Source organism: Staphylococcus sp. HMSC068C09 (genome assembly GCF_001813735.1).
Lineage (GTDB): Bacteria > Bacillota > Bacilli > Staphylococcales > Staphylococcaceae > Staphylococcus > Staphylococcus hominis.
The window spans coordinates 1-22,599 of record NZ_KV813732.1; the positions used below are offsets into that span (position 1 = coordinate 1).

A 22,599-nucleotide genomic window follows, 5' to 3' on the forward strand; every position below is an offset into this window, starting at 1 on the left:
TAGATACTTTATGTCCCGGACTCTTCATTTATATCAATTTATATAGAAGATAAAGGTTGTACATGTTAGGCGCTAATGATTATAAAGTTAATTTATAATTCCAAGTCTCTAGTCATTTCAATCATTTGTGTATATATATCATAGTAAATGTAATTAAACGCCATTGTATGAGGTTGTACAATTTTATCATAATCCTCAGTATATACAATCGGACGCGGAGTTGATAAGTTTACAAAATGCATAAGATGTTCAGGGAAATCTTCTTGTTTAGGACGATTACATACTAATACAAAATCAATATCTTTGTCTATTAATTGTTGAACATCTTGATCAACCTCCTTAGTATAAAAAGGAGAGAATAAAAATACACGATCAGTTGTATCTAAATCATTTAAACTGTTTAATTCGCTCAATTTTTTACTAGAATTTAATTTTTCATCACTGTCTAATATAAAAGTTTCAAAAAATTTTAAATTTCCATAACCATTAATATATACATATCCTTCTCCACCAATAGCTTGGATTAAACATTGAGCAGCCATTTGTATGTCTAACGCTTGGTCTTCTAAACGATTAAATATACCCGTTAATTGTGTTTGTAGTATCTTTGACATGATTATCCTCCATTTCATTAGTATTGTAATGAAATATAATATTTTATGCAATGAAGCTTCAAAAGTTATCAATTATTTTTAAATTAAGCATGCAATAAAAAATATTATCTGCTATAATAATTTTTGAAAATTTATGTAATTGGATACAAGGAGGAACTTTCATGCCATTAGTTTCAATGAAAGAAATGTTAATCGATGCGAAAGAAAATGGTTATGCGGTTGGTCAATACAACTTAAATAACTTAGAATTTACACAAGCTATTTTAGAAGCTTCTCAAGAAGAGAACGCGCCAGTGATCTTAGGTGTTTCCGAAGGTGCTGCACGTTATATGAGTGGTTTTTATACAGTAGTTAAAATGGTAGAAGGTTTAATGCATGATTTAAACATTACTATACCAGTAGCTATCCACCTAGATCATGGTTCAAGTTTTGAAAAATGTAAAGAAGCTATTGATGCTGGATTTACTTCAGTAATGATTGATGCTTCACATAGTCCATTTGAAGAAAATATTGAAATTACTTCTAAAGTAGTAGAATATGCACATCAACATGGCGTGTCAGTTGAAGCTGAATTAGGAACAGTGGGTGGACAAGAAGATGATGTTGTAGGCGGTATCATCTATGCTGATCCTAAAGAATGTCAAGAATTAGTCGAAAGAACTGGTATTGATACTTTAGCACCAGCATTAGGTTCAGTACATGGTCCTTATAAAGGCGAACCTAAATTAGGCTTCAAAGAAATGGAAGAAATTGGTGCATCAACTGGATTACCACTTGTTTTACATGGTGGTACAGGTATTCCAACTAAAGATATTCAAAAAGCAATCCCTTATGGTACTGCAAAAATTAATGTAAATACTGAAAATCAAATTGCTTCAGCTAAAGCTGTTAGAGATGTATTGAACAATGATAAAGAAGTTTACGATCCTCGCAAATACTTAGGTCCAGCACGTGAAGCTATTAAAGAAACAGTAAAAGGCAAAATTAGAGAGTTTGGTACGTCTAATCGCGCTAAATAAAATAATTATTATTAAAGGTTAAGGCAACCTGAACTGTCAGCAAAGTGTTCGCTTTGTTGACAGTTTTTTTATTTTATACAAAAATTTTACGATATATTATTAAAGTATTTGTATAAAGTTAGTCATGCTAAGTGTTAATCAATTACTGACTCATGATTTATAAAAAATAAGTTATCTCTTTTTAAAATTTATGAAAAAACAGAATTAAATAATTGTATAAATTGATTTATAATAGTGTTATCAATCCGTTATATGAAATATTAGATTTTTGGATATTAATATTATAATTGCTAAGTTTTTTTAAAAGTTAGTGTTTTACAAATAAATAATATATAATTTATAATGCGAATTATGTATAATTTTACAAAAGGCGAATAAAGGAGAAAAAATAAATGAGTCAAGAAGTAATTAAAATCCGAGGTGGTCAACCACTAAAGGGTGAAGTTACAATTAGTGGTGCAAAAAATAGTGCCGTAGCTATTATTCCAGCTACTCTATTAGCGCAAGGACAAGTGAAAATTGACGGTTTACCGCAAATCTCAGATGTTGAAACACTAGTGAGTTTATTAGAAGATTTAAATATTAAAACGAATCTTAATGGTAAAACATTAGAAGTTGATACAACAGACATTAAAAATGCACCGTTACCAAATAACAAAGTTGAATCTTTACGTGCTTCTTATTACATGATGGGAGCCATGTTAGGTCGCTTTAAAAAATGTGTGATTGGTTTACCAGGTGGTTGTCCATTGGGCCCACGTCCAATTGATCAACACATTAAAGGATTTAAAGCTTTAGGTGCTGAAATTGATGAATCAAGTGATACATCAATGAAAATAGAAGCAAAAGAATTGCACGGAGCCAACATCTTTTTAGATATGGTAAGTGTTGGTGCAACCATCAACATTATGCTTGCAGCTGTTCATGCAAATGGGCAAACAACGATTGAAAATGCTGCCAAAGAACCAGAAGTAGTAGATGTAGCAAACTTTTTAAATAGCTTAGGCGCAAATATCAAAGGCGCCGGTACAAGCACTCTAAAAATCAGTGGTGTTGAAGAGTTACATGGAGCTGAATATCAAGTGATTCCTGATAGAATTGAAGCGGGAACGTATATGTGTATTGCCGCTGCTTGTGGTGACGAAGTAACAATTAAAAATATTGTACCTAAACATTTAGAAGCGCTCACAGTTAAACTAAATGAATTAGGTGTTGATATTGATATCGATGATGATAAAGAACAAATAGTAATTAAAGGTAAATCATCATATAAAAATGTAGATATTAAAACATTAGTATATCCTGGATTTGCTACTGACTTACAACAACCTATTACGCCTTTATTATTTATGACAGATGGTCCATCTTTCGTTACAGAAACGATATATCCAGCTCGTTTCCGTCATGTAGAAGAGCTCAAAAATATGGGCGCTAGTATTGAAGCAGATACGTCTACTGGTACTGCAACAATTAAACCTTCTAAACTTCAAGGTGCCGAAGTATATGCGAGTGATCTACGTGCAGGAGCTTGCTTGATTATTGCTGGATTACTAGCAGAAGGTGTTACAACAATTTATAATGTTAAACATATTTATAGAGGATATACAGATATCGTTAAACATCTTAAAGAATTAGGTGCGGATATTTGGACTGAACAAGTTTAATTATTTTTGATATACTTAAATATATTAATTGCTGAAGTATATTAAATACCTGCAATGTTTAAGAAGTTTTGAATAGAGGTGAAGACAATGGAAATCTGTCCATATCTCGAAGAAACCTTTAAAATTGTTGGTAGAAGTTGGAACGGTTTAATCATTAATTACCTATCTCGATGCGCTGATTATACTGCACACTTTTCCGATATGAAAAGGGATTTAAAAACAATTACTCCACGTGCATTAAGTATTAAGCTTACAGAATTAGGTGAGTGGGAATTAGTAGACAAAAAAGTCATTTCTACACGTCCTGTTTCTATCGTTTATGAGTTAACCGATAAAGGAAAAGCACTTGCTGAGGCTTTAAGACCAATTGAAGCATGGGCTAGAGATTACGTCACATTAGAACATAACGATTCAGTTAAATAATATAGTTAAAAGGTTGGAGTTTATATAAACTTTAACCTTTTAATTATGTTTAAATAACATCAAATCGGATATATATTAGACATACACATTCTTAAGGAGTGAATCATTGATGAGAAATTATACTCAACAATATATTAATGGTGAATGGATTGATAGTGAAAGTAACGAAACAATTGATGTAATTAATCCAGCAACAGAAGAAGTTATTGGAAAAGTTGCAAAAGGTAATGAAAAAGACGTAGAAAAAGCGGTTCAAGCTGCTCATGACGTATATTTAGAATTTCGCCATAGTTCAGTTGAAGAAAGAAAACAACTACTAGATAGAATAGTAGAAGAATATAAAAATAGAAAACAAGATATTATTGAAGCAATTACTGCAGAGTTAGGTGCTCCACTAACTGTTTCAGAAAATGTTCATTATCAAATGGGTTTACAACACTTTTCAGAAGCACGTAGAGCTTTAGATTCATTTGAATTTGAAGAACGTCGTGGAGATGATTTGGTAACTAAAGAAGCGATTGGCGTTTCTGGATTAGTTACACCATGGAATTTCCCAACTAATCAAACATCTCTTAAATTAGCAGCAGCATTTGCTGCAGGTAGTCCAGTTGTGTTAAAACCTTCTGAAGAAACACCATTTGCTGCAATAATTTTAGCTGAAATCTTTGAAAAAGCAGGCGTTCCTAAAGGTGTATTTAACTTAGTTAATGGTGATGGTGAAGGTGTAGGTAATCCATTAAGCGAACATCCTAAAGTTAGAATGATGTCATTCACTGGTTCTGGAGCTACAGGTTCTAAAATTATGGAAAAAGCAGCTAAAGATATCAAAAAAGTATCTCTTGAATTAGGTGGCAAATCACCATATATCGTACTTGACGATGTAGATATTAAAGAAGCTGCAAAAGCTACAACTGGAAAGGTTGTTAATAATACTGGTCAAGTATGTACTGCAGGAACAAGAATCTTAGTTCCAGAAAGTATTAAACAAGAATTCTTAACTGCCTTAAAAGAAGAGTTTAGTAATGTTAAAGTTGGCGATCCACTTGATAAAAATACTCAAGTAGGACCAATCATTAGTAAAAAACAATTCGACACAGTACAATCTTATATTGATAAAGGTATTGAAGAAGGCGCTGAATTATTATATGGCGGTCCAGGTAAACCAGAAGGATTAGATACAGGTTATTTTGCTAGACCAACTATTTTTGTAAATGTTAAAAATGATATGACTATTGCACAAGAAGAAATTTTTGGTCCAGTTGTTTCAGTAATCACATATAATGATTTAGACGAAGCAATCGAAATTGCTAATGATACTAAATATGGTTTAGCAGGATATGTAATTGGTAAAGATAAAGAAACACTTCAAAAAGTAGCACGTTCAATTGAGGCAGGTAGAATTCAAATTAATGAATCTCCAAACGAACCTTATTTACCATTTGGTGGTTATAAACAATCTGGTATCGGTCGTGAATGGGGCGACTACGGAATTGAAGAGTTCTTAGAAGTAAAATCAATTGCTGGTTATTTTAAATAATTAAGTATAATGAAATATTTTAATATAAATACAGTTCATGGAATCGTTTTAGTTCCATGAGCTGTTTTATTTTTTGAAATTTAATAAAATCATTTTGTAATTAAATTAAAAATTTGCTATATTAATTCTAGTATTTAAGATGCTAACGTTTAAAACATTTAAGTTATAATCATTTAGATGATTTGACAATGCTAGTAGCTAGATGATTTTTATAAAAATATAAGAAATGGGTGCAATTTATGCCTGAAAGAGAACGAACATCACCACAATATGAATCTTTTCATGAATTGTATAAAAATTATACGACAAAAGAACTTACGCAAAAAGCAAAATCATTAAAACTAACTAATTATAGTAAATTGAATAAAAGTGAGCTTGTCTTGGCAATTATGGAAGCTCAAATGGAAAAAGATGGAAATTACTATATGGAGGGTGTTTTAGATGATATACAACCTGATGGATATGGTTTCTTAAGAACCGTTAATTATTCTAAAGGTGAAAAAGATATATATATATCAGCGAGTCAAATTAGACGTTTTGAAATTAAACGAGGCGATAAAGTAACTGGAAAAGTACGAAAGCCTAAAGACAATGAAAAATACTATGGACTTCTACAAGTTGACTTTGTTAATGATGAAAATGCAGAAGTTGTAAAAAAACGTCCTCATTTCCAAGCACTTACTCCGTTATACCCAGAGGAAAGAATTATTCTTGAAACAGAGCCTCAAAACTATTCTACTCGAATTATGGATTTAGTTACTCCAATTGGTTTAGGTCAACGTGGTCTTATTGTTGCTCCTCCTAAAGCTGGTAAAACGTCATTACTTAAAGAAATTGCAAATGCAATTAGTACAAATAAACCAGATGCTAAATTATTTATATTATTAGTAGGTGAACGACCTGAAGAGGTAACTGATATAGAGCGTTCAGTAGAGTCAGCAGAAGTAGTACATTCCACTTTTGATGAACCTCCTCAACACCACGTTAAGGTAGCAGAGTTATTACTAGAAAGAGCAAAACGTCTTGTAGAGATAGGACAAGATGTCATTATCTTGATGGACTCTATTACGCGTTTAGCAAGAGCATATAATCTTGTTATCCCGCCTAGTGGTAGAACATTGTCAGGTGGTTTGGATCCAGCATCCTTACATAAGCCTAAAGCATTTTTCGGTGCTGCGCGTAATATTGAAGCAGGTGGTAGCCTAACTATTTTAGCAACAGCTTTAGTAGATACAGGTTCACGTATGGATGATATGATTTATGAAGAGTTCAAAGGTACAGGTAATATGGAACTTCATCTTGATCGTAAATTATCCGAACGTCGAATATTCCCAGCTATTGATATTGGACGTAGTTCTACACGTAAAGAAGAATTATTAATTAGCAAGTCCGAATTAGACTCATTATGGCAACTTAGAAATATGTTTACTGATTCTACCGATTTTACAGAGCGTTTTATAAGAAAATTAAAACGTTCAGAAAATAACAAAGAATTTTTTGAACAATTGCAAAAGGCAGCCGCTGAAAGTACAAAAACAGGAAAACCAATTATCTAAAATATATGATTGAGGGTTGCGTTTTCCTTCAATAACTATTATAATTACACAGTATTGGGTAAAAACTCACAAATAACTCTGTTCCAGATGGTTCAGGGCAAAGGAGCTGAAAAAAATGAAACAAGGAATTCATCCTGATTACCACAAAGTCATCTTTTTAGATACAACAACTAACTTTAAATTCTTAAGTGGTTCTACTAAAACTTCTTCAGAAACAATGGAATGGGAAGATGGTAACGAATACCCAGTTATTCGCTTAGATGTATCATCTGATTCACATCCATTCTACACAGGACGTCAAAAATTCGCTGCTGCGGATGGTCGTGTGGAACGTTTCAACAAAAAGTTTGGTCTCAAATCAAACAACAATTAATTTTGAACTTAAAATGCCTGCCTAATCTATTATGTATAGAATTAAGCAGGTATTTTTTTATTTCTAAACTATTTTATTCATTTGTTCAATGATAACCCAGTAATAAACTCATTTATAATAAACGAAAATATGATATAATTAAGCGATTATGTTTTGAAAAAGGTGGAACTTATAATGTATGAAACTTACCATTCTGGTTGGATTGAATGCATTACTGGAAGTATGTTTAGTGGTAAATCGGAAGAATTAATTCGTCGATTAAGAAGAGGAATTTATGCTAAACAAAAAGTAATCGTATTTAAACCGGCTATTGATGACCGGTATCATAAAGAAAAAGTTGTATCACATGATGGTAATGAACTAGAAGCCATTAATATTTCAACAGCTAGAGAAATACTATTACAAAATTTATCTCAATTTGATGTCATAGGGATAGATGAAATTCAATTTTTTGATAATGAAATTGTACATATAGTAGAAAAGCTAGCTGAAGAGGGTCATAGAGTTGTAGTAGCAGGTTTAGACATGGACTTTAGAGGTGAACCTTTTGACCCCATGCCTCAAATTATGGCTGTAAGTGAACAAGTGACCAAATTACAAGCCGTTTGTGCAGTATGTGGTTCGTCATCAAGTCGGACGCAACGTTTAATCGATGGACAACCAGCAAGAATTGATGACCCAATTATATTAGTAGGAGCAAATGAAAGTTATGAGCCAAGATGCAGAGCACATCATATTGTAGCACCTAGCATCAATGACAAGGAGGAAATATAGTGTTTGATCAATTAGATATTGTTGAAGAAAGATATGAACAGTTAAATGAAATGTTAAGTGATCCAGAAATCGTCAACGATCCAGATAAATTACGAAAATATTCTAAAGAGCAAGCTGATTTACAGAAAACAGTAGATGTTTATAGAGATTACAAAAGTAAAAAAGAAGAAGTAGCAGAAATAGATGAAATGCTAACTGAAACAGATGATAAAGAAGAAATTGAAATGTTAAAAGAAGAAGCATCTGGATTAAAAAGTGAACTTCCTGAATTAGAAGAACAACTTAAATTCTTGTTAATTCCTAAAGATCCAAACGATGAAAAAGACGTTATTGTCGAAATTAGAGCAGCAGCTGGTGGAGATGAAGCAGCTATTTTCGCAGGCGATTTATTAAGAATGTATACAAAATATGCGGAATCTCAAAATTTTAAAACTGAAATTGTTGAAGCGGCAGAAAGTGATCATGGTGGATATAAAGAAATCAGTTTTTCAGTTTCAGGTAGTGGTGCCTATAGTAAGTTGAAATTTGAAAATGGTGCTCATCGTGTACAACGTGTGCCCGAAACAGAATCTGGAGGACGTATTCATACATCTACAGCGACTGTAGCTGTATTACCTGAAGTTGAAGATGTAGAAATTGAAGTGCGTAATGAAGATTTGAAAATTGATACGTATCGTTCAAGTGGTGCTGGTGGTCAACACGTTAATACTACAGACTCTGCTGTGCGTATTACACATATTCCAACCGGTATTATTGCAACGTCTTCAGAAAAATCACAAATTCAAAACCGTGAAAAAGCATTAAAAGTATTAAAAGCACGATTATATGATATGAAATTACAAGAAGAACAACAAAAGTATGCAGCTCAACGTAAATCAGCTGTAGGGACAGGAGATCGTTCTGAACGTGTACGAACTTATAATTATCCTCAAAGTCGTGTGACAGATCATCGAATTGGTTTAACTTTACAAAAGCTCGACCAAATTATGGAAGGTAAATTGGATGAAATTATTGATGCATTAACACTTTCTGAGCAAACTGAAAAACTGAAAGAACTAAATAATGGCGAGCTTTAAAGATACCTTACAAGAAGCGATTGAATTAACAAAAGAAAAAGGATTTGAGCAATCTAGAGCGGAATGGCTGATGTTAGACTTATTTAAATGGTCTAGGACAGATTATTTAATGCATATGTATGATGAGATGTCTCAAGCTGAAGAAGCAAAATTTTCACTTGCATTAGACCGTATGTTATTAGGAGAGCCTATTCAATATATTGTTGGTTTTCAATCATTTTATGGATATCAATTACAAGTAAATTCTCAATGTCTTATTCCACGTCCAGAAACAGAAGAAGTTATGCTTCATTTTTTAGAGCATTGTAAAGATGGAAGTACAATTGCTGATATAGGAACAGGCAGTGGAGCGATTGCAATTGTACTTAAAAAACTAAATCCAACCTTAAATGTAATAGCCACAGATCTTATTGAAGATACTCTAGAGGTAGCATCTGATAATGCACATCAATTAAAAGCGGATATCAGATTTCTAAAAGGTAACGCCCTTAAACCACTTATTAAAGAAAATATTAAATTAGATGGCTTAATTTCAAATCCTCCTTATATTGATCAAACTGAGATGAAAGATATGGAAGATACGGTAGTAAAGTATGAACCTCATATCGCGTTATTTGCTGAGGATGAAGGGTATGAAATTTATGAGATGATTCTAGATGATTTACCAAAAGTACTTAATAAAGGGGCTTATGTAACTTTTGAAATTGGATATAATCAAGGAGAAATATTAAAAGCACGTATTATAAATAAATATCCGCATGTGAATGTAAATCTCTTGAAAGATATTAACGGATTAAATAGAATGATTTCATTTAAGTGGTAATAGTGGAGTGGGAAAGAAATGTATTATTTTCTAACCCACTTCTTTTTCTTTAATAATTTCACATATGTGAAAGGTGTGATCAAAGTGAAAACAAATATATGGAATATGAAAGATTATAGTCAAGATCCCCACACGTTTTCTCAATTAGCAGAAATAAAAACTATTTATGAAAATGGTGGCCTAATTGCGATACCTACTGAAACAGTGTACGGTTTAGGCGCAAATGCTAAAAATGAACAGGCAGTAGAAAACATTTATAAAGCCAAAGGACGCCCGTCTGATAATCCACTGATTGTTCATATTTACAAGCAATCACAAATGGATGCATTTGTATCAACTATCCCTAAGGAAGCTAAGAAATTAATGAATGCATTTTGGCCTGGCCCAATCTCGTTTATTCTTCCTTTAAAACAAGGATATTTATGTGAGAAAGTGACAGGTGGTCTTAATTCTATTGCTGTAAGAATGCCAAGTCATCCAATTGGAAGAGCAATATTAGAATATGTTGATTTACCAATCGCAGCACCCAGTGCAAATATAAGCGGAAGACCTTCTCCAACGACATTTCAACATGTTTATAATGATTTAAATGGAAAAATAGATGGTATTGTGAATGGCGATCAAAGTGAAGAAGGCTTGGAGAGTACAGTTTTAGATTGTACCCAATTTCCTTTTAGAATAGCAAGACCAGGATCAATTACTCAAACAATGCTTAATCAGGTGGTACCTCACAGCGTCATTCAATATGATTATAATCAATTAGAACGTCCCATAGCACCAGGTATGAAATATAAACACTATGCACCTAAAACACCTGTATATATGTTAACTGAATTGACACAACCTATTTCTGAGTTAAATGAATCAGGGGTAGCATTTGTTTTACCTTCTAGTATGAAAAAGTATGTACCTAAAGATGGTATATTTATCTCTCTTTGTGAAAATCAAAGAGATGTTAAAGGGGCTAATCATAACTTATATAAAATTTTACATGACATTGATGATGATGAACGAATAAAAAAAGCATTTATTTATACTTTTGATAATATTGAAGGTTCTGAAGCAGTTATGAATCGTATGCTAAAAGCAACGGGAAATCAAATAGTTAAAGGAAGAGAATTATGAAGATAATATTTGTATGTACTGGAAATACTTGTAGAAGTCCTATTGCTGAAAGTATAGCTACAGCGCTTCTACCTAACGATTCTATTCAATCACGTGGATTATTTGCAATGAATGGACAATCCATTACTCCTGAAGCATTAGAAGTTATTTTAGAAAATAATTTACCAGAACCCTCTGTATCTCAAATATTCAGTCAAGATGACTTAAAAAGTGATTTAATTTTAACGATGACCAATAGTCATAAACGACAGTTAATCAGTCAATTTGGGACAGAATATCCTATTTATACATTATGTGAGTATGTATCAGAAACAGGTGAAATAGATGATCCATTTGGCGGTAGCATAGATACCTATCGTCACACATTTAATCAATTATATTCTCTTATTAGCAAATTGAAACACGAAGAATAAAGAGAAATATTACGCTAATAGTATAAGTTGAGTAATAAATAAGTTATAATAAAGAAGTATAGCTTGTCAGCTATGCTTCTTTTTATCTTTGCAAGTGAGGTGAAATAATATGCAAGAACTTACAACTTTACTGGATGAATTGAAAACTCAATCGTTTTTCAAAAAAGATGAGATTTGTGTGATAGGATGTTCAACTTCTGAAGTAATTGGGGAAAAAATTGGGTCAGTTGGTTCAATGGAAGTTGCTGAAACTATTTTTAATGAATTGAAACGTATAAAACGTGAAACGGGCGTTTCATTTGCGTTTCAAGGTTGTGAACATATTAATAGGGCGATTACAATTGAGCGTGAAGATTATAATCCATTTACTATGGAAGAAGTAACTGTTGTACCAGATGTTCATGCAGGAGGAAGTCTTGCTACATATGCCTATCAACATATGAAAGATCCAATAGTCATTGAATATATAAAAGTGCCTAAAGGTATTGATATTGGTCAAACGCTTATTGGAATGCACATTAATCATGTTTGTGTTCCGTTGAGAACAAGCGTTAAAAAAGTTGGTGAAGCTACAGTTACAATCGCTACTTCAAGACCAAAAAAATTGGTGGAGAAAGAGCTAAATATGAATAAGTTCTAAAGGAAGAAGGGGAATATATGTCTTATATTAAAGAACAAGATCACATTATTTATGAAGCCATTCAAAATGAATACAACCGTCAAAACAATAATATTGAGCTCATTGCTTCAGAGAACTTCGTTTCAGAAGCGGTAATGGAAGCGCAAGGATCTGTAATGACAAATAAATATGCAGAAGGCTATCCAGGTCGTCGTTACTATGGTGGTTGTGAATATGTTGATGTTACGGAAACAATAGCTATTGAACGTATCAAAGCTTTATTCGGAGCTGAACATGCAAATGTACAACCCCATTCAGGTTCTCAAGCTAATATGGCAGTGTATTTAGTTGCTTTAGAGATGGGAGATACTGTGCTTGGAATGAATTTAAGTCATGGTGGTCATTTAACTCACGGTGCTTCAGTTAATTTTAGTGGTAAGTTTTATAACTTTATCGATTATGGCGTGGATAAAGAAACTGAAAGAATTAATTATGATGAAATTCGTGAATTGGCACAGAAACATAAGCCTAAATTAATTGTAGCTGGTACGTCAGCGTATTCTAGACAATTAGATTTTAAGAAATTTAAAGAAATTGCTGATGAAGTTGGTGCTAAATTAATGGTTGATATGGCACACATTGCAGGTTTAGTAGCAACTGGATTACATCCTAATCCTGTAGAATATGCTGACTTTGTTACCAGTACAACTCATAAAACGTTGAGAGGACCACGTGGAGGCCTGATTCTTTGCAAGGAAAAGTATAAAAAAGAGATAGATAAGACAATATTTCCTGGAATTCAAGGTGGACCACTAGAACATGTGATTGCTGCAAAAGCTGTTGCTTTTGGAGAAGCTTTAGAACCAGATTTCAAAGTGTATCAAGAACAAGTCATTAAAAATGCTAAAACTTTAGCTGAAACACTTCAAAATGAAGGATTTAGAATTGTTTCAGGAGGTACAGATAATCATCTAATTTCAGTAGATGTGAAACAATCAGTTAATTTAACGGGTAAACAGGCTGAAGAAACATTAGATTCAATTGGTATTACATGTAATAAAAATACAATACCTTTTGATCAGGAGAAACCATTCGTTACAAGTGGAATTAGACTAGGCACTCCTGCTGCAACGACGCGTGGTTTTGATGAAGTAGCATTTAAAGAAGTAGCTTTAATTATCAGTACAGCATTAAAAAATTCAAATGACCAAGCAAAATTGAAAGAAGCTAGTGATAGAGTAAAACAATTGACTCAACAATATCCGCTATATGAATAACAACATAAATGGAGGAAATGAATTATGAGTAAAGTACATGTATTTGATCACCCACTCATTCAACATAAATTGAGTTACATTCGTGATAAAAATACTGGAACAAAAGAATTTAGAGAGCTTGTTGATGAAGTAGGTATGCTAATGGCATATGAAGTTACAAGAGATTTACAATTGCAAGATGTAGAAATTGAAACACCTGTAACAACTATGACAGCAAAACGATTAGCTGGAAAAAAATTAGCAATTGTACCTATTTTAAGAGCAGGATTAGGGATGACAGATGGTGTATTAAGCTTAGTTCCAGCTGCTCGTGTAGGACATATTGGTTTGTATCGTGATCCTAAAACATTAAAAGCAGTAGAATATTTTGCTAAATTACCTCAAGATATCGATGAACGTGAAATTATAGTAGTTGATCCAATGTTAGCTACAGGCGCTTCAGCAATCGAAGCAATCAATTCACTAAAAAATCGAGGTGCAAAGAATATTCGTTTTATGTGTTTAATTGCCGCACCTGAGGGTGTTGAAAAAATGCAAGAAGCGCATGAAGATGTTGATATCTATATTGCAGCTTTAGATGAAAAACTTAATGAAAAAGCATATATTACACCTGGTTTAGGAGATGCTGGGGATAGATTATTTGGTACTAAATAGTACTATAGGAGTAAATATTATGAGAAAGATTATGACAGTCTTTGGTACAAGACCGGAAGCAATTAAAATGGCACCTTTAGTTAAAGCACTTGAAAAAGATTCAATGCTAGAACCAATTATTGTTGTAACTGCTCAACATAGAGAAATGCTTGATTCAGTTTTAAAAACATTCAACATAAAACCACATTATGATTTGAATATTATGAAAAAAGGGCAAACTCTTTCAGAAATAACAGCTAAATCTATTATTCAACTTGAGCAAATTATGAAAAAAGAATGTCCAGATATGGTACTTGTTCATGGTGATACAACAACTACTTTTTCTGGCGCATTAGCAGCATTTTATAATCATACCTCTGTAGGCCACGTAGAAGCTGGTCTTAGAAGTGGGAATAAATATGCGCCTTTTCCAGAAGAAATAAATCGGCAGATGGTTAGTAACATTGCCGATTTACACTTTGCTCCTACTATTGGTGCAAAACGCAATCTAATTCAAGAAAATAAAGATAAGACATCTATAGTGATTACTGGCAATACTGCCATTGATACACTAAATTTTACAATTAATAAAAATTATACTTCTGAGTTGATAGAAAAGCATAAAAATAAAAAAATTGTATTGCTGACCGTTCATCGTAGAGAGAATATTGGAAAACCTATGGAACATATTTTCAAAGCAGTTAGAGATATCGTTGAAGATATTGAAGACGTTGTAGTAGTTTTTCCTTTACATATGAATCCCGAAGTTAGAAAACTATCATACGCTTATTTAGAAAATCATCCAAGGATAGAGCTTATTGAACCATTAGATGTTGTCGATTTTCATAATTTTGCTAATCATGCTTATTTAATTTTGACTGATTCTGGAGGCATTCAAGAAGAAGCACCATCATTAAATAAACCAGTTTTAGTTCTTAGAGATGTAACTGAAAGACCTGAAGGTGTAGAAGCTGGAACATTAAAAGTAATTGGAACAGAGTATACACATGTGTATCAAGAAATAAGAAAATTATTAAAGAACAAACAAGTTTATAATAATATGGCCTATGCTCAAAATCCTTATGGAGATGGAAAGGCATCTGAACGTATATGTGATAGTATTAAATACTATTTAGGATTAACTGAAGAAATACCTAAAGAATTTGAAAAGTTAAAAAATTGTTGATTTATTTGTGAACATTTTATGACAATATTGGTGTTAAATTAAACAACAATTTGAATAGAATTGACACATAAATTACCCTATATTATTATTGAAATTGTATGAGTGGAACGGTTTCCATGATTGTCATAAGTTTTGGAGGCACAAAGAATGAAACGGTTCAGCATCATATTTAGACAATTCATTCAATATTACATTTATTTTTTAATATTGTTAAGTATTTTGTATTTTATTAAATCTAATTCTTTTTTATTAGGCTTAATAATTGGGACACTTGGGTCTCTAATCAACACATACATTTTTGAGATATATCTTTCTAGGGCAAAACAACCAGATAATATACATATTTCTACAGGTAATGTATGGAGATACTTAGTCGCAATTATTGCATGTATAGTATGGGTTGTCTTTAAAGAGAATGTAAATATCATTGGTATAATGATAGGCCTTATGATTTCTTATGTATTAATCATTTTTCGCCCTCTCTTGCTAAAATAGTAAACTATATACAGAAAGAGGTGAGTACATGGATCACAAATCCCCACTCGTAAGTTGGAATGTGTTTGGATTTGATATTGTTTTCAACTTAGCAAGTATTATGATGCTTATTATTACTGCTATTATTGTTTTTATAATAGCTATTGTTTGTACGCGTAATCTTAAGAAAAGACCTAGTGGCAAACAAAACTTTATCGAATGGATTTTCGATTTTGTAAGAGGCATTATTGAGAGTAACATGGCTTGGAAAAAAGGTGGTCAATTTCACTTCTTGGCGGTAACATTAATTTTATTTATTTTTGTTGCCAATATGCTAGGTTTACCATTTGCAATTGTTACACATGATCATTATTTATGGTGGAAATCTCCAACTGCTGACGCGACTGTAACGTTGACGTTATCTACGATGATGATTTTATTAACACATTACTATGGTGTTAAAATGCGTGGAACAAAAGCATATGTTGGTAATTACTTTAAACCTTTCTGGCCATTAGCAATTATTAATGTCTTTGAAGAATTCTCTTCAACATTAACACTAGGTTTACGTCTTTACGGTAATATTTTTGCTGGTGAGTTACTATTATCACTATTAGCTGGCCTGTTTTTCCAAAACGGCTGGGGCTGGATAATTAGTATTCCTGGCTTAATTATATGGCAAGGATTCTCAATCTTTGTCGGTACAATCCAAGCATATATCTTTATTATGCTATCTATGGTTTACATGTCCCATAAAGTTGCGGACGCACATTAACATAAACAAACATTTTAGGAGGAATTATTAATATGGGTTTAATCGCAGCAGCAATTGCAATCGGTTTATCAGCATTAGGTGCTGGTATCGGTAACGGTCTTATTGTTTCTAGAACAGTTGAAGGTGTAGCACGTCAACCAGAAGCACGTGGTCAATTAATGAGTATTATGTTCATTGGTATTGGTTTAGTTGAAGCATTACCAATCATCGGCGTTGTTATCTCATTCATGACATTATTCAGATAAGAAATGTTCGAGGCGAAGTCTCTTTGATCTTCGCCATTCGTTTTATTTAGTGGCAAAGTGATGATTAATAATGAAAGGAGTGTCAAATGCCAGTGAACGCATTAACTAATTCATTTGTTTTAGGTGCAACTACAGGTGGCGTTGAATGGGGAACAACAATTGTTACAATTATTACATTTATAATCCTATTAGCGTTATTGAAAAAATTTGCTTGGGGTCCATTAAAAGAAGTAATGGATAAACGTGAACGCGATATCAATAGAGATATTGACGAAGCTGAAGAAGCAAAATTGAATGCACAAAAACTTGAAGAAGAAAATAAAAAGACACTTAAAGAAACACAAGATGAAGTTCATCATATTCTTGAAGATGCAAGAATTCAAGCACGTAAACAACATGAAGAAATTATTAAAGATGCACATGAACGTGCAAACGGTATGATTGAAACAGCACAAAGTGAAATCAACAGTGAAAAAGAACGCGCTCTTGCAGATATTAATAATCAAGTTTCTGAGTTATCTGTTTTAATAGCTTCTAAAGTTTTACAAAAAGAAATTTCAGAACAAGATCAAAAAGGTCTCGTTGATAAGTATCTTAAAGAGGCAGGCGATAAATAATGGCAGATGTAGCAAAAAAATATGCTAAAGCTTTATTTGATGTCTCTATAGATAAAGATCGATTAGATTTAATGTATGAAGAATTACAAGAAGTTAGTCATGCAACTTTAAATTACATTGATGATTTAAAAGCAATTGATTCAAATCCTAATCAGCCTGCTTCTGAACGACGTAAATTCGCAGGTATTGTATTTGGGGATGCGAACTATTACTTAAAAAATATGCTAATGATTTTAGCAAATAATCGTCATTTAGCGCTTATCCATTCTATCTTTAAAGAATTTAAACATTTGTATGACCATCATTATAATCAAGGTGATGCTTTGGTTGAATCTGTATATCAATTGAATGAAGAAGAATTATCTCGTATTGAAAGAGTAATTCTTAACAAAACTAAATTGTCTAAAGTACATATTACAACTAAAATAAATCCTAACTTAATTGGCGGTTTTAGAGCAAAAGTTGGGACTACTGTATTAGATGGCAGTATAAAAAATGATTTAGAACAAATAGAGCGTAAATTTAAAAGAGTTAATTAAAAAAGAGGAGTGACATAGATGGCCATCAAAGCTGAAGAAATCAGTGCATTACTTCGCTCACAAATTGAAAACTATGAGTCAGAAATGTCTGTTGATGATGTAGGTACCGTCCTTCAAATTGGTGATGGTATTGCATTAATTCACGGATTAAATGATTGTATGGCTGGTGAGCTTGTAGAGTTTTCAAATGGAGTGCTTGGTTTAGCACAAAACCTTGAAGAATCAAATGTGGGTGTCGTAATCTTAGGACCTTATAGTGAAATTAGAGAAGGCGACGAAGTTAAACGTACTGGCCGTATCATGGAAGTGCCAGTAGGTGAAGAACTTATCGGACGTGTTGTAAATCCACTTGGTCAACCAATTGATGGACAAGGTCCTATCAATTCAACTAAGACACGCCCTGTTGAGCAAAAAGCAACAGGTGTTATGGATCGTAAATCAGTTGATGAACCATTACAAACTGGTATTAAAGCGATTGACGCATTAGTACCAATTGGTCGTGGACAACGTGAGTTAATCATTGGTGATAGACAAACAGGTAAAACAACGATTGGTATTGATACAATTTTAAACCAAAAAGGTTTAGATACAATTTGTATTTATGTAGCTATTGGTCAAAAAGATTCAACAGTACGTGCAAACGTTGAAAAATTACGTCAAGCTGGTGCTTTAGACTACACAATTGTTGTATCTGCATCAGCAGCGGAACCAGCACCATTATTATACATTGCCCCTTATTCAGGAGTAACAATGGGTGAAGAGTTCATGTTTAATGGAAAAAATGTACTTGTTGTATATGATGATTTAACTAAACAAGCAGCAGCTTATCGTGAATTATCATTATTATTACGTAGACCTCCAGGTCGTGAAGCATATCCAGGGGACGTCTTCTACTTACACAGTAGATTGTTAGAAAGAGCAGCTAAATTAAGCGATGCATTAGGTGGCGGTTCAATTACAGCTTTACCTATCATTGAAACACAAGCTGGAGATATCTCTGCATATGTTCCAACTAACGTAATTTCAATTACTGACGGACAAATTTTCTTACAATCTGATTTATTCTTCTCAGGTGTACGACCTGCGATCAATGCCGGTCAGTCTGTATCACGTGTTGGTGGTTCAGCACAAATTAAAGCAATGAAAAAAGTTGCCGGTACATTACGTTTAGATTTAGCATCTTATCGTGAGTTAGAATCATTTGCACAATTTGGTTCTGATTTAGACGAATATACTGCTAGAAAATTAGAACGTGGTAAACGTACGGTTGAAGTTTTAAAACAAGATCAAAACAAACCACTTCCTGTTGAAAATCAAGTGTTAATTATTTATGCCTTAACAAAAGGTTATTTAGATGACATTCCTGTAGAAGACATTACACGTTTTGAAGATGAATTAAATAGTTGGTCTAAATCAAATGCTTCAGAATTATTAGGAGAAATCAGAGAAACTGGTAACCTTCCTGATGATGCTAAATTTGAATCAGCTATTAATGAATTTAAGAAAAGTTTTAGCAAGTCTGAATAACTAAACTTTAAATCAAAAAGGTGGTGAGATAATGGCTTCTCTTAAAGAGATAGATAGTCGTATTAAATCGACGAAAAAAATGAAACAGATTACTAAAGCGATGAACATGGTTTCAAGTTCTAAATTACGTCGAGCTGAAAAAAATACTAAGCAATTCGAACCTTATATGGAAAAAATGCAAGATGCGATAACTGCTATTGCAGGCGCAAGTAAAAATTCAAGTCATCCAATGTTAAGACCAAGACACATTCAACGTAGTGGTTACCTGGTTATTACAAGTGACAAAGGATTAGCGGGTGCTTATAGTTCGAATGTGCTTAAACGACTAGTCAATGACATTAAAGAAAAACATACAAATAGTGATGAATATAGCATTATTGTTTTAGGTCAATCCGGTGTTGATTTCCTTAAAAATAGAGGTTATGAAGTTGAAAGTTCACTTGTTGATGTACCTGATCAACCTTCATTTAAATCAATACAAGCTATCGCTAAGCATGCGATTGACTTATTCAGTGAAGAACATATTGATGAACTTAAGATTTATTATAGCCACTATGTTAGTGTTCTTGAAAATAAACCTTCTGTTAAACAAGTTCTACCATTATCTCAAGAAGATTCTAGTCAAGGCCAAGGTCAAATGTCGTCATATGAATTTGAACCAGATAAAGACTCAATCTTAAGAGTTATTCTTCCACAATACGTTGAAAGTTTAATCTATGGAACGATTCTTGATGCTAAGGCTAGTGAACATGCAGCACGTATGACTGCAATGAAAAATGCATCTGATAATGCAACTGAACTTATTGATGACTTATCATTACAATATAATAGAGCGAGACAAGCTGAAATCACTCAACAAATTACAGAAATTGTTGGTGGTTCTGCCGCACTTGAATAATATTTTAAAGGAGGAAACAACATGGGTAATGGCCGTGTAACTCAGGTTATGGGTCCTGTAATTGATGTTCGATTCGAACATAATGAAGTCCCTGAAATTAATAATGCCCTAATTATTGAAGTCCCTAAAAATGATGGCACATTCAAATTAACATTAGAAGTTGCATTGCAATTAGGTGATGATGTTGTTCGTACTATTGCAATGGATTCAACTGATGGTGTTCAACGTGGTATGCAGGTTGTGAATACTGGTAAAGATATTAGTGTTCCTGTAGGTGAAGAAACACTTGGACGTGTGTTTAACGTTTTAGGAGAAACAATAGATTTAAATGAAAAAATAGATAGTTCTGTTAGACGTGATCCAATTCATCGTCGTCAACCTAATTTTGATGAATTGTCTACTGAAGTAGAAATCCTTGAAACAGGTATCAAAGTTGTAGACTTATTAGCACCTTATATTAAGGGTGGTAAGATTGGTTTATTCGGTGGTGCCGGTGTAGGTAAAACTGTATTAATTCAAGAATTAATCAATAATATCGCTCAAGAACATGGTGGTATTTCTGTATTCGCTGGTGTAGGTGAACGTACTCGTGAAGGTAACGACTTATACTATGAAATGAGCGATAGTGGCGTTATCAATAAAACTGCCATGGTATTTGGACAAATGAATGAGCCACCAGGTGCGCGTATGCGTGTTGCTTTATCTGCATTGACAATGGCTGAATATTTCCGTGATGAACAAGGTCAAGATGTACTTTTATTCATTGACAATATTTTCCGCTTTACTCAAGCTGGTTCTGAAGTTTCAGCATTATTAGGACGTATGCCTTCAGCTGTAGGTTATCAACCAACATTAGCAACTGAAATGGGTCAATTACAAGAACGTATTACATCTACTAATAAAGGTTCAGTCACTTCAATTCAAGCAGTATTCGTTCCTGCCGATGACTATACTGACCCAGCACCAGCAACTGCGTTCGCGCATTTAGATGCAACAACAAACTTAGAACGTAAATTAACTGAAATGGGTATTTATCCTGCGGTAGACCCATTAGCTTCAACTTCTAGAGCTTTAGAACCATCTATTGTTGGACAAGAACATTATGAAGTTGCACGTGAAGTTCAATCTACATTACAAAAATACAGAGAATTACAAGATATCATTGCAATTTTAGGTATGGATGAATTATCTGAAGAAGATAAATTAACAGTAGAACGTGCGCGTAGAATTCAATTCTTCTTATCACAAAACTTCCATGTGGCTGAACAATTTACTGGTCAAAAAGGTTCTTATGTTCCAGTTAAAACAACTGTAGCGGACTTTAAAGATATCTTAAATGGTAAATATGATCATATTCCTGAGGATGCGTTCCGTTTAGTTGGAAGTATGGATGATGTTATTGCTAAAGCTAAAGATATGGGTGTTGAAGTTTAAACTAATTAGGAGGTAAAGATAATGAACACAGTAAATCTTGATATTGTCACTCCTAATGGTTCAGTCTACGAAAAAGATGATGTTGAACTCGTTGTATTTCAAACTACTGCGGGCGAAATAGGTATCATGAGTGGACATATTCCGACAGTTGCCGCATTAAAGATAGGCCATATTAAAGTTAAGTTTAAGAATGGTACTGAGTATATAGCTGTTAGTGGTGGCTTTGTTGAAATTAGACAACATAAAGTATCTGTCATTGTTCAAACAGCTGAAACAGCTAGTGAGATTGATGTAGAAAGAGCTAAGTTGGCTCGTCAAAGAGCTCAGTCTCATTTAGATGAAGAGGATAACAGTGACATTAACCGAGCTAAACGCGCATTAGCTAGAGCGGAAAACCGTCTGCGTGTAGCTGAATTAAAATAATGATTAAATTAAATGATGTGGGATAATATTTATGATGAATATATTATTTCAATTTAGTGAGAATGGTTAATGAAAAAGTAACAGATATTAAAATATTATTGGTTTAGTTAATTATTCTTAATATATTAAAAGAGTTTGAGACATTTAATGGTGTTTCAAGCTCTTTTTTTATTGTACATAAAAGAACTTAGAATGATAATAACTTTAAATTTTTATTTTAGTTACTTTTATTAAATATCGTAACGTTCTTATGTATCATTATTAACTTTTTTAATGTACAATATATTACAGAAATCTTTAAGGAGAGAAAAGAATGGAATATGTTGGACAATTTGCAATAATACATCTATTTTTACATGTAATATGTATATGTATTGCGTACTGGGCATTACATTCTCTCAGATTAGATCAATTTTTTAAAAAAGGATATTCAACACAACTACAAGTGTGTATGATTTTCTTAGCAATTTTAATGGGTACTGCAGTAAGTAACTTTATCGTGGATTTATTACAGTATTCTACACAAATTAAATATTTATTTTAAAAAATGAATTT

Annotated in this window: 25 protein-coding genes and 1 pseudogene; 25 read left to right on the forward strand and 1 reads right to left on the reverse strand. The window is 32.9% G+C overall.

Translation table 11 applies throughout. The features are described 5' to 3' along the window. Nucleotides 1–92: 92 nt before the first annotated feature. Entirely contained in the window at nt 93–614 is a 522-nt protein-coding gene (locus HMPREF2930_RS00590; RefSeq protein ID WP_017175117.1) for a DUF2529 domain-containing protein, read from the reverse strand. A 161-nt stretch (nt 615–775) separates the two neighbouring features. Here HMPREF2930_RS00590 and fdaB point away from each other — a divergent pair, with 161 nt between their 5' ends. The 25 genes and pseudogenes from fdaB to HMPREF2930_RS00715 all read left to right on the forward strand — a co-directional run bounded on the left by fdaB (nt 776) and on the right by HMPREF2930_RS00715 (nt 22,588). Then, nucleotides 776–1,633 carry a class IIb fructose-bisphosphate aldolase FdaB gene (gene fdaB, locus HMPREF2930_RS00595; RefSeq protein ID WP_002448638.1) on the forward strand — a complete coding sequence of 286 codons (858 nt, stop codon included), beginning with the start codon at nt 776–778 and terminating at the stop codon, nt 1,631–1,633. A gap of 392 nt (nt 1,634–2,025) precedes the next feature. Next, a complete protein-coding gene (locus HMPREF2930_RS00600; RefSeq protein WP_017175118.1) occupies nt 2,026–3,297 on the forward strand; it encodes a UDP-N-acetylglucosamine 1-carboxyvinyltransferase in 1,272 nt (423 codons plus the stop codon). Nucleotides 3,298–3,384: 87 nt separating this feature from the next. After that, nucleotides 3,385–3,720, forward strand: coding sequence for a winged helix-turn-helix transcriptional regulator (locus HMPREF2930_RS00605; protein WP_002488141.1), 336 nt, complete (start codon nt 3,385–3,387; stop codon nt 3,718–3,720). Between the two features lie 109 nt (nt 3,721–3,829). Next, a complete protein-coding gene (locus HMPREF2930_RS00610; protein WP_017175119.1) occupies nt 3,830–5,257 on the forward strand; it encodes an aldehyde dehydrogenase family protein in 1,428 nt (475 codons plus the stop codon). 239 nt (nt 5,258–5,496) lie between these two features. Next, on the forward strand, nt 5,497–6,813 hold the full coding sequence (rho, locus tag HMPREF2930_RS00615; RefSeq protein WP_017175120.1) for a transcription termination factor Rho: 1,317 nt from the start codon (nt 5,497–5,499) through the stop codon (nt 6,811–6,813). A 115-nt stretch (nt 6,814–6,928) separates the two neighbouring features. Beyond that, a complete protein-coding gene (locus tag HMPREF2930_RS00620; protein ID WP_002448672.1) occupies nt 6,929–7,186 on the forward strand; it encodes a type B 50S ribosomal protein L31 in 258 nt (85 codons plus the stop codon). Between the two features lie 174 nt (nt 7,187–7,360). Then, nucleotides 7,361–7,960, forward strand: coding sequence for a thymidine kinase (locus tag HMPREF2930_RS00625; protein WP_017175121.1), 600 nt, complete (start codon nt 7,361–7,363; stop codon nt 7,958–7,960). Beyond that, nucleotides 7,960–9,036, forward strand: coding sequence for a peptide chain release factor 1 (prfA, locus tag HMPREF2930_RS00630; RefSeq protein WP_017175122.1), 1,077 nt, complete (start codon nt 7,960–7,962; stop codon nt 9,034–9,036). Before HMPREF2930_RS00625 ends, prfA begins: the two co-directional genes overlap by 1 nt. Further along, a complete protein-coding gene (prmC, locus tag HMPREF2930_RS00635; protein ID WP_017175123.1) occupies nt 9,023–9,859 on the forward strand; it encodes a peptide chain release factor N(5)-glutamine methyltransferase in 837 nt (278 codons plus the stop codon). Before prfA ends, prmC begins: the two co-directional genes overlap by 14 nt. Before the next feature lie 84 nt (nt 9,860–9,943). After that, nucleotides 9,944–10,984 carry an L-threonylcarbamoyladenylate synthase gene (locus HMPREF2930_RS00640; protein WP_017175124.1) on the forward strand — a complete coding sequence of 347 codons (1,041 nt, stop codon included), beginning with the start codon at nt 9,944–9,946 and terminating at the stop codon, nt 10,982–10,984. Next, a complete protein-coding gene (locus HMPREF2930_RS00645) occupies nt 10,981–11,397 on the forward strand; it encodes a low molecular weight protein arginine phosphatase (RefSeq protein ID WP_017175125.1) in 417 nt (138 codons plus the stop codon). The genes HMPREF2930_RS00640 and HMPREF2930_RS00645 overlap by 4 nt, the downstream gene beginning before the upstream one ends. A 109-nt stretch (nt 11,398–11,506) precedes the next feature. Next, a pseudogene (locus HMPREF2930_RS00650) lies at nt 11,507–12,030 on the forward strand (TIGR01440 family protein). 24 nt (nt 12,031–12,054) lie between these two features. Beyond that, complete coding sequence (gene glyA, locus HMPREF2930_RS00655; RefSeq protein WP_017175127.1) at nt 12,055–13,293, forward strand: serine hydroxymethyltransferase; 1,239 nt, start codon at nt 12,055–12,057, stop codon at nt 13,291–13,293. 24 nt (nt 13,294–13,317) lie between these two features. Then, nucleotides 13,318–13,947 carry a uracil phosphoribosyltransferase gene (upp, locus tag HMPREF2930_RS00660; protein WP_017175128.1) on the forward strand — a complete coding sequence of 210 codons (630 nt, stop codon included), beginning with the start codon at nt 13,318–13,320 and terminating at the stop codon, nt 13,945–13,947. 19 nt (nt 13,948–13,966) lie between these two features. After that, complete coding sequence (gene wecB, locus HMPREF2930_RS00665; protein WP_017175129.1) at nt 13,967–15,112, forward strand: non-hydrolyzing UDP-N-acetylglucosamine 2-epimerase; 1,146 nt, start codon at nt 13,967–13,969, stop codon at nt 15,110–15,112. Between the two features lie 147 nt (nt 15,113–15,259). Continuing rightward, complete coding sequence (locus HMPREF2930_RS00670; RefSeq protein ID WP_017175130.1) at nt 15,260–15,607, forward strand: ATP synthase subunit I; 348 nt, start codon at nt 15,260–15,262, stop codon at nt 15,605–15,607. Nucleotides 15,608–15,635: 28 nt separating this feature from the next. Further along, entirely contained in the window at nt 15,636–16,361 is a 726-nt protein-coding gene (gene atpB, locus HMPREF2930_RS00675) for a F0F1 ATP synthase subunit A (RefSeq protein ID WP_002448665.1), read from the forward strand. 32 nt (nt 16,362–16,393) lie between these two features. Next, nucleotides 16,394–16,606, forward strand: a complete 213-nt coding sequence (gene atpE / locus HMPREF2930_RS00680; protein WP_002448651.1) for a F0F1 ATP synthase subunit C — start codon at nt 16,394–16,396, stop codon at nt 16,604–16,606. Nucleotides 16,607–16,692: 86 nt separating this feature from the next. Then, on the forward strand, nt 16,693–17,223 hold the full coding sequence (locus HMPREF2930_RS00685; protein WP_017175131.1) for a F0F1 ATP synthase subunit B: 531 nt from the start codon (nt 16,693–16,695) through the stop codon (nt 17,221–17,223). Next, nucleotides 17,223–17,762, forward strand: a complete 540-nt coding sequence (locus HMPREF2930_RS00690; protein WP_017175132.1) for a F0F1 ATP synthase subunit delta — start codon at nt 17,223–17,225, stop codon at nt 17,760–17,762. The genes HMPREF2930_RS00685 and HMPREF2930_RS00690 overlap by 1 nt, the downstream gene beginning before the upstream one ends. A gap of 18 nt (nt 17,763–17,780) precedes the next feature. Then, complete coding sequence (gene atpA / locus HMPREF2930_RS00695; RefSeq protein WP_017175133.1) at nt 17,781–19,289, forward strand: F0F1 ATP synthase subunit alpha; 1,509 nt, start codon at nt 17,781–17,783, stop codon at nt 19,287–19,289. 31 nt (nt 19,290–19,320) lie between these two features. Then, complete coding sequence (atpG, locus tag HMPREF2930_RS00700; RefSeq protein WP_017175134.1) at nt 19,321–20,187, forward strand: ATP synthase F1 subunit gamma; 867 nt, start codon at nt 19,321–19,323, stop codon at nt 20,185–20,187. Between the two features lie 21 nt (nt 20,188–20,208). After that, a complete protein-coding gene (gene atpD / locus HMPREF2930_RS00705) occupies nt 20,209–21,621 on the forward strand; it encodes a F0F1 ATP synthase subunit beta (protein ID WP_017175135.1) in 1,413 nt (470 codons plus the stop codon). A gap of 21 nt (nt 21,622–21,642) precedes the next feature. Beyond that, nucleotides 21,643–22,044: a F0F1 ATP synthase subunit epsilon gene (locus tag HMPREF2930_RS00710; protein WP_002448708.1), complete on the forward strand. Its 402-nt coding sequence runs from the start codon at nt 21,643–21,645 to the stop codon at nt 22,042–22,044. A 313-nt stretch (nt 22,045–22,357) separates the two neighbouring features. Next, nucleotides 22,358–22,588, forward strand: a complete 231-nt coding sequence (locus tag HMPREF2930_RS00715) for a DUF1146 family protein (RefSeq protein WP_017175136.1) — start codon at nt 22,358–22,360, stop codon at nt 22,586–22,588. Nucleotides 22,589–22,599: the final 11 nt, after the last annotated feature.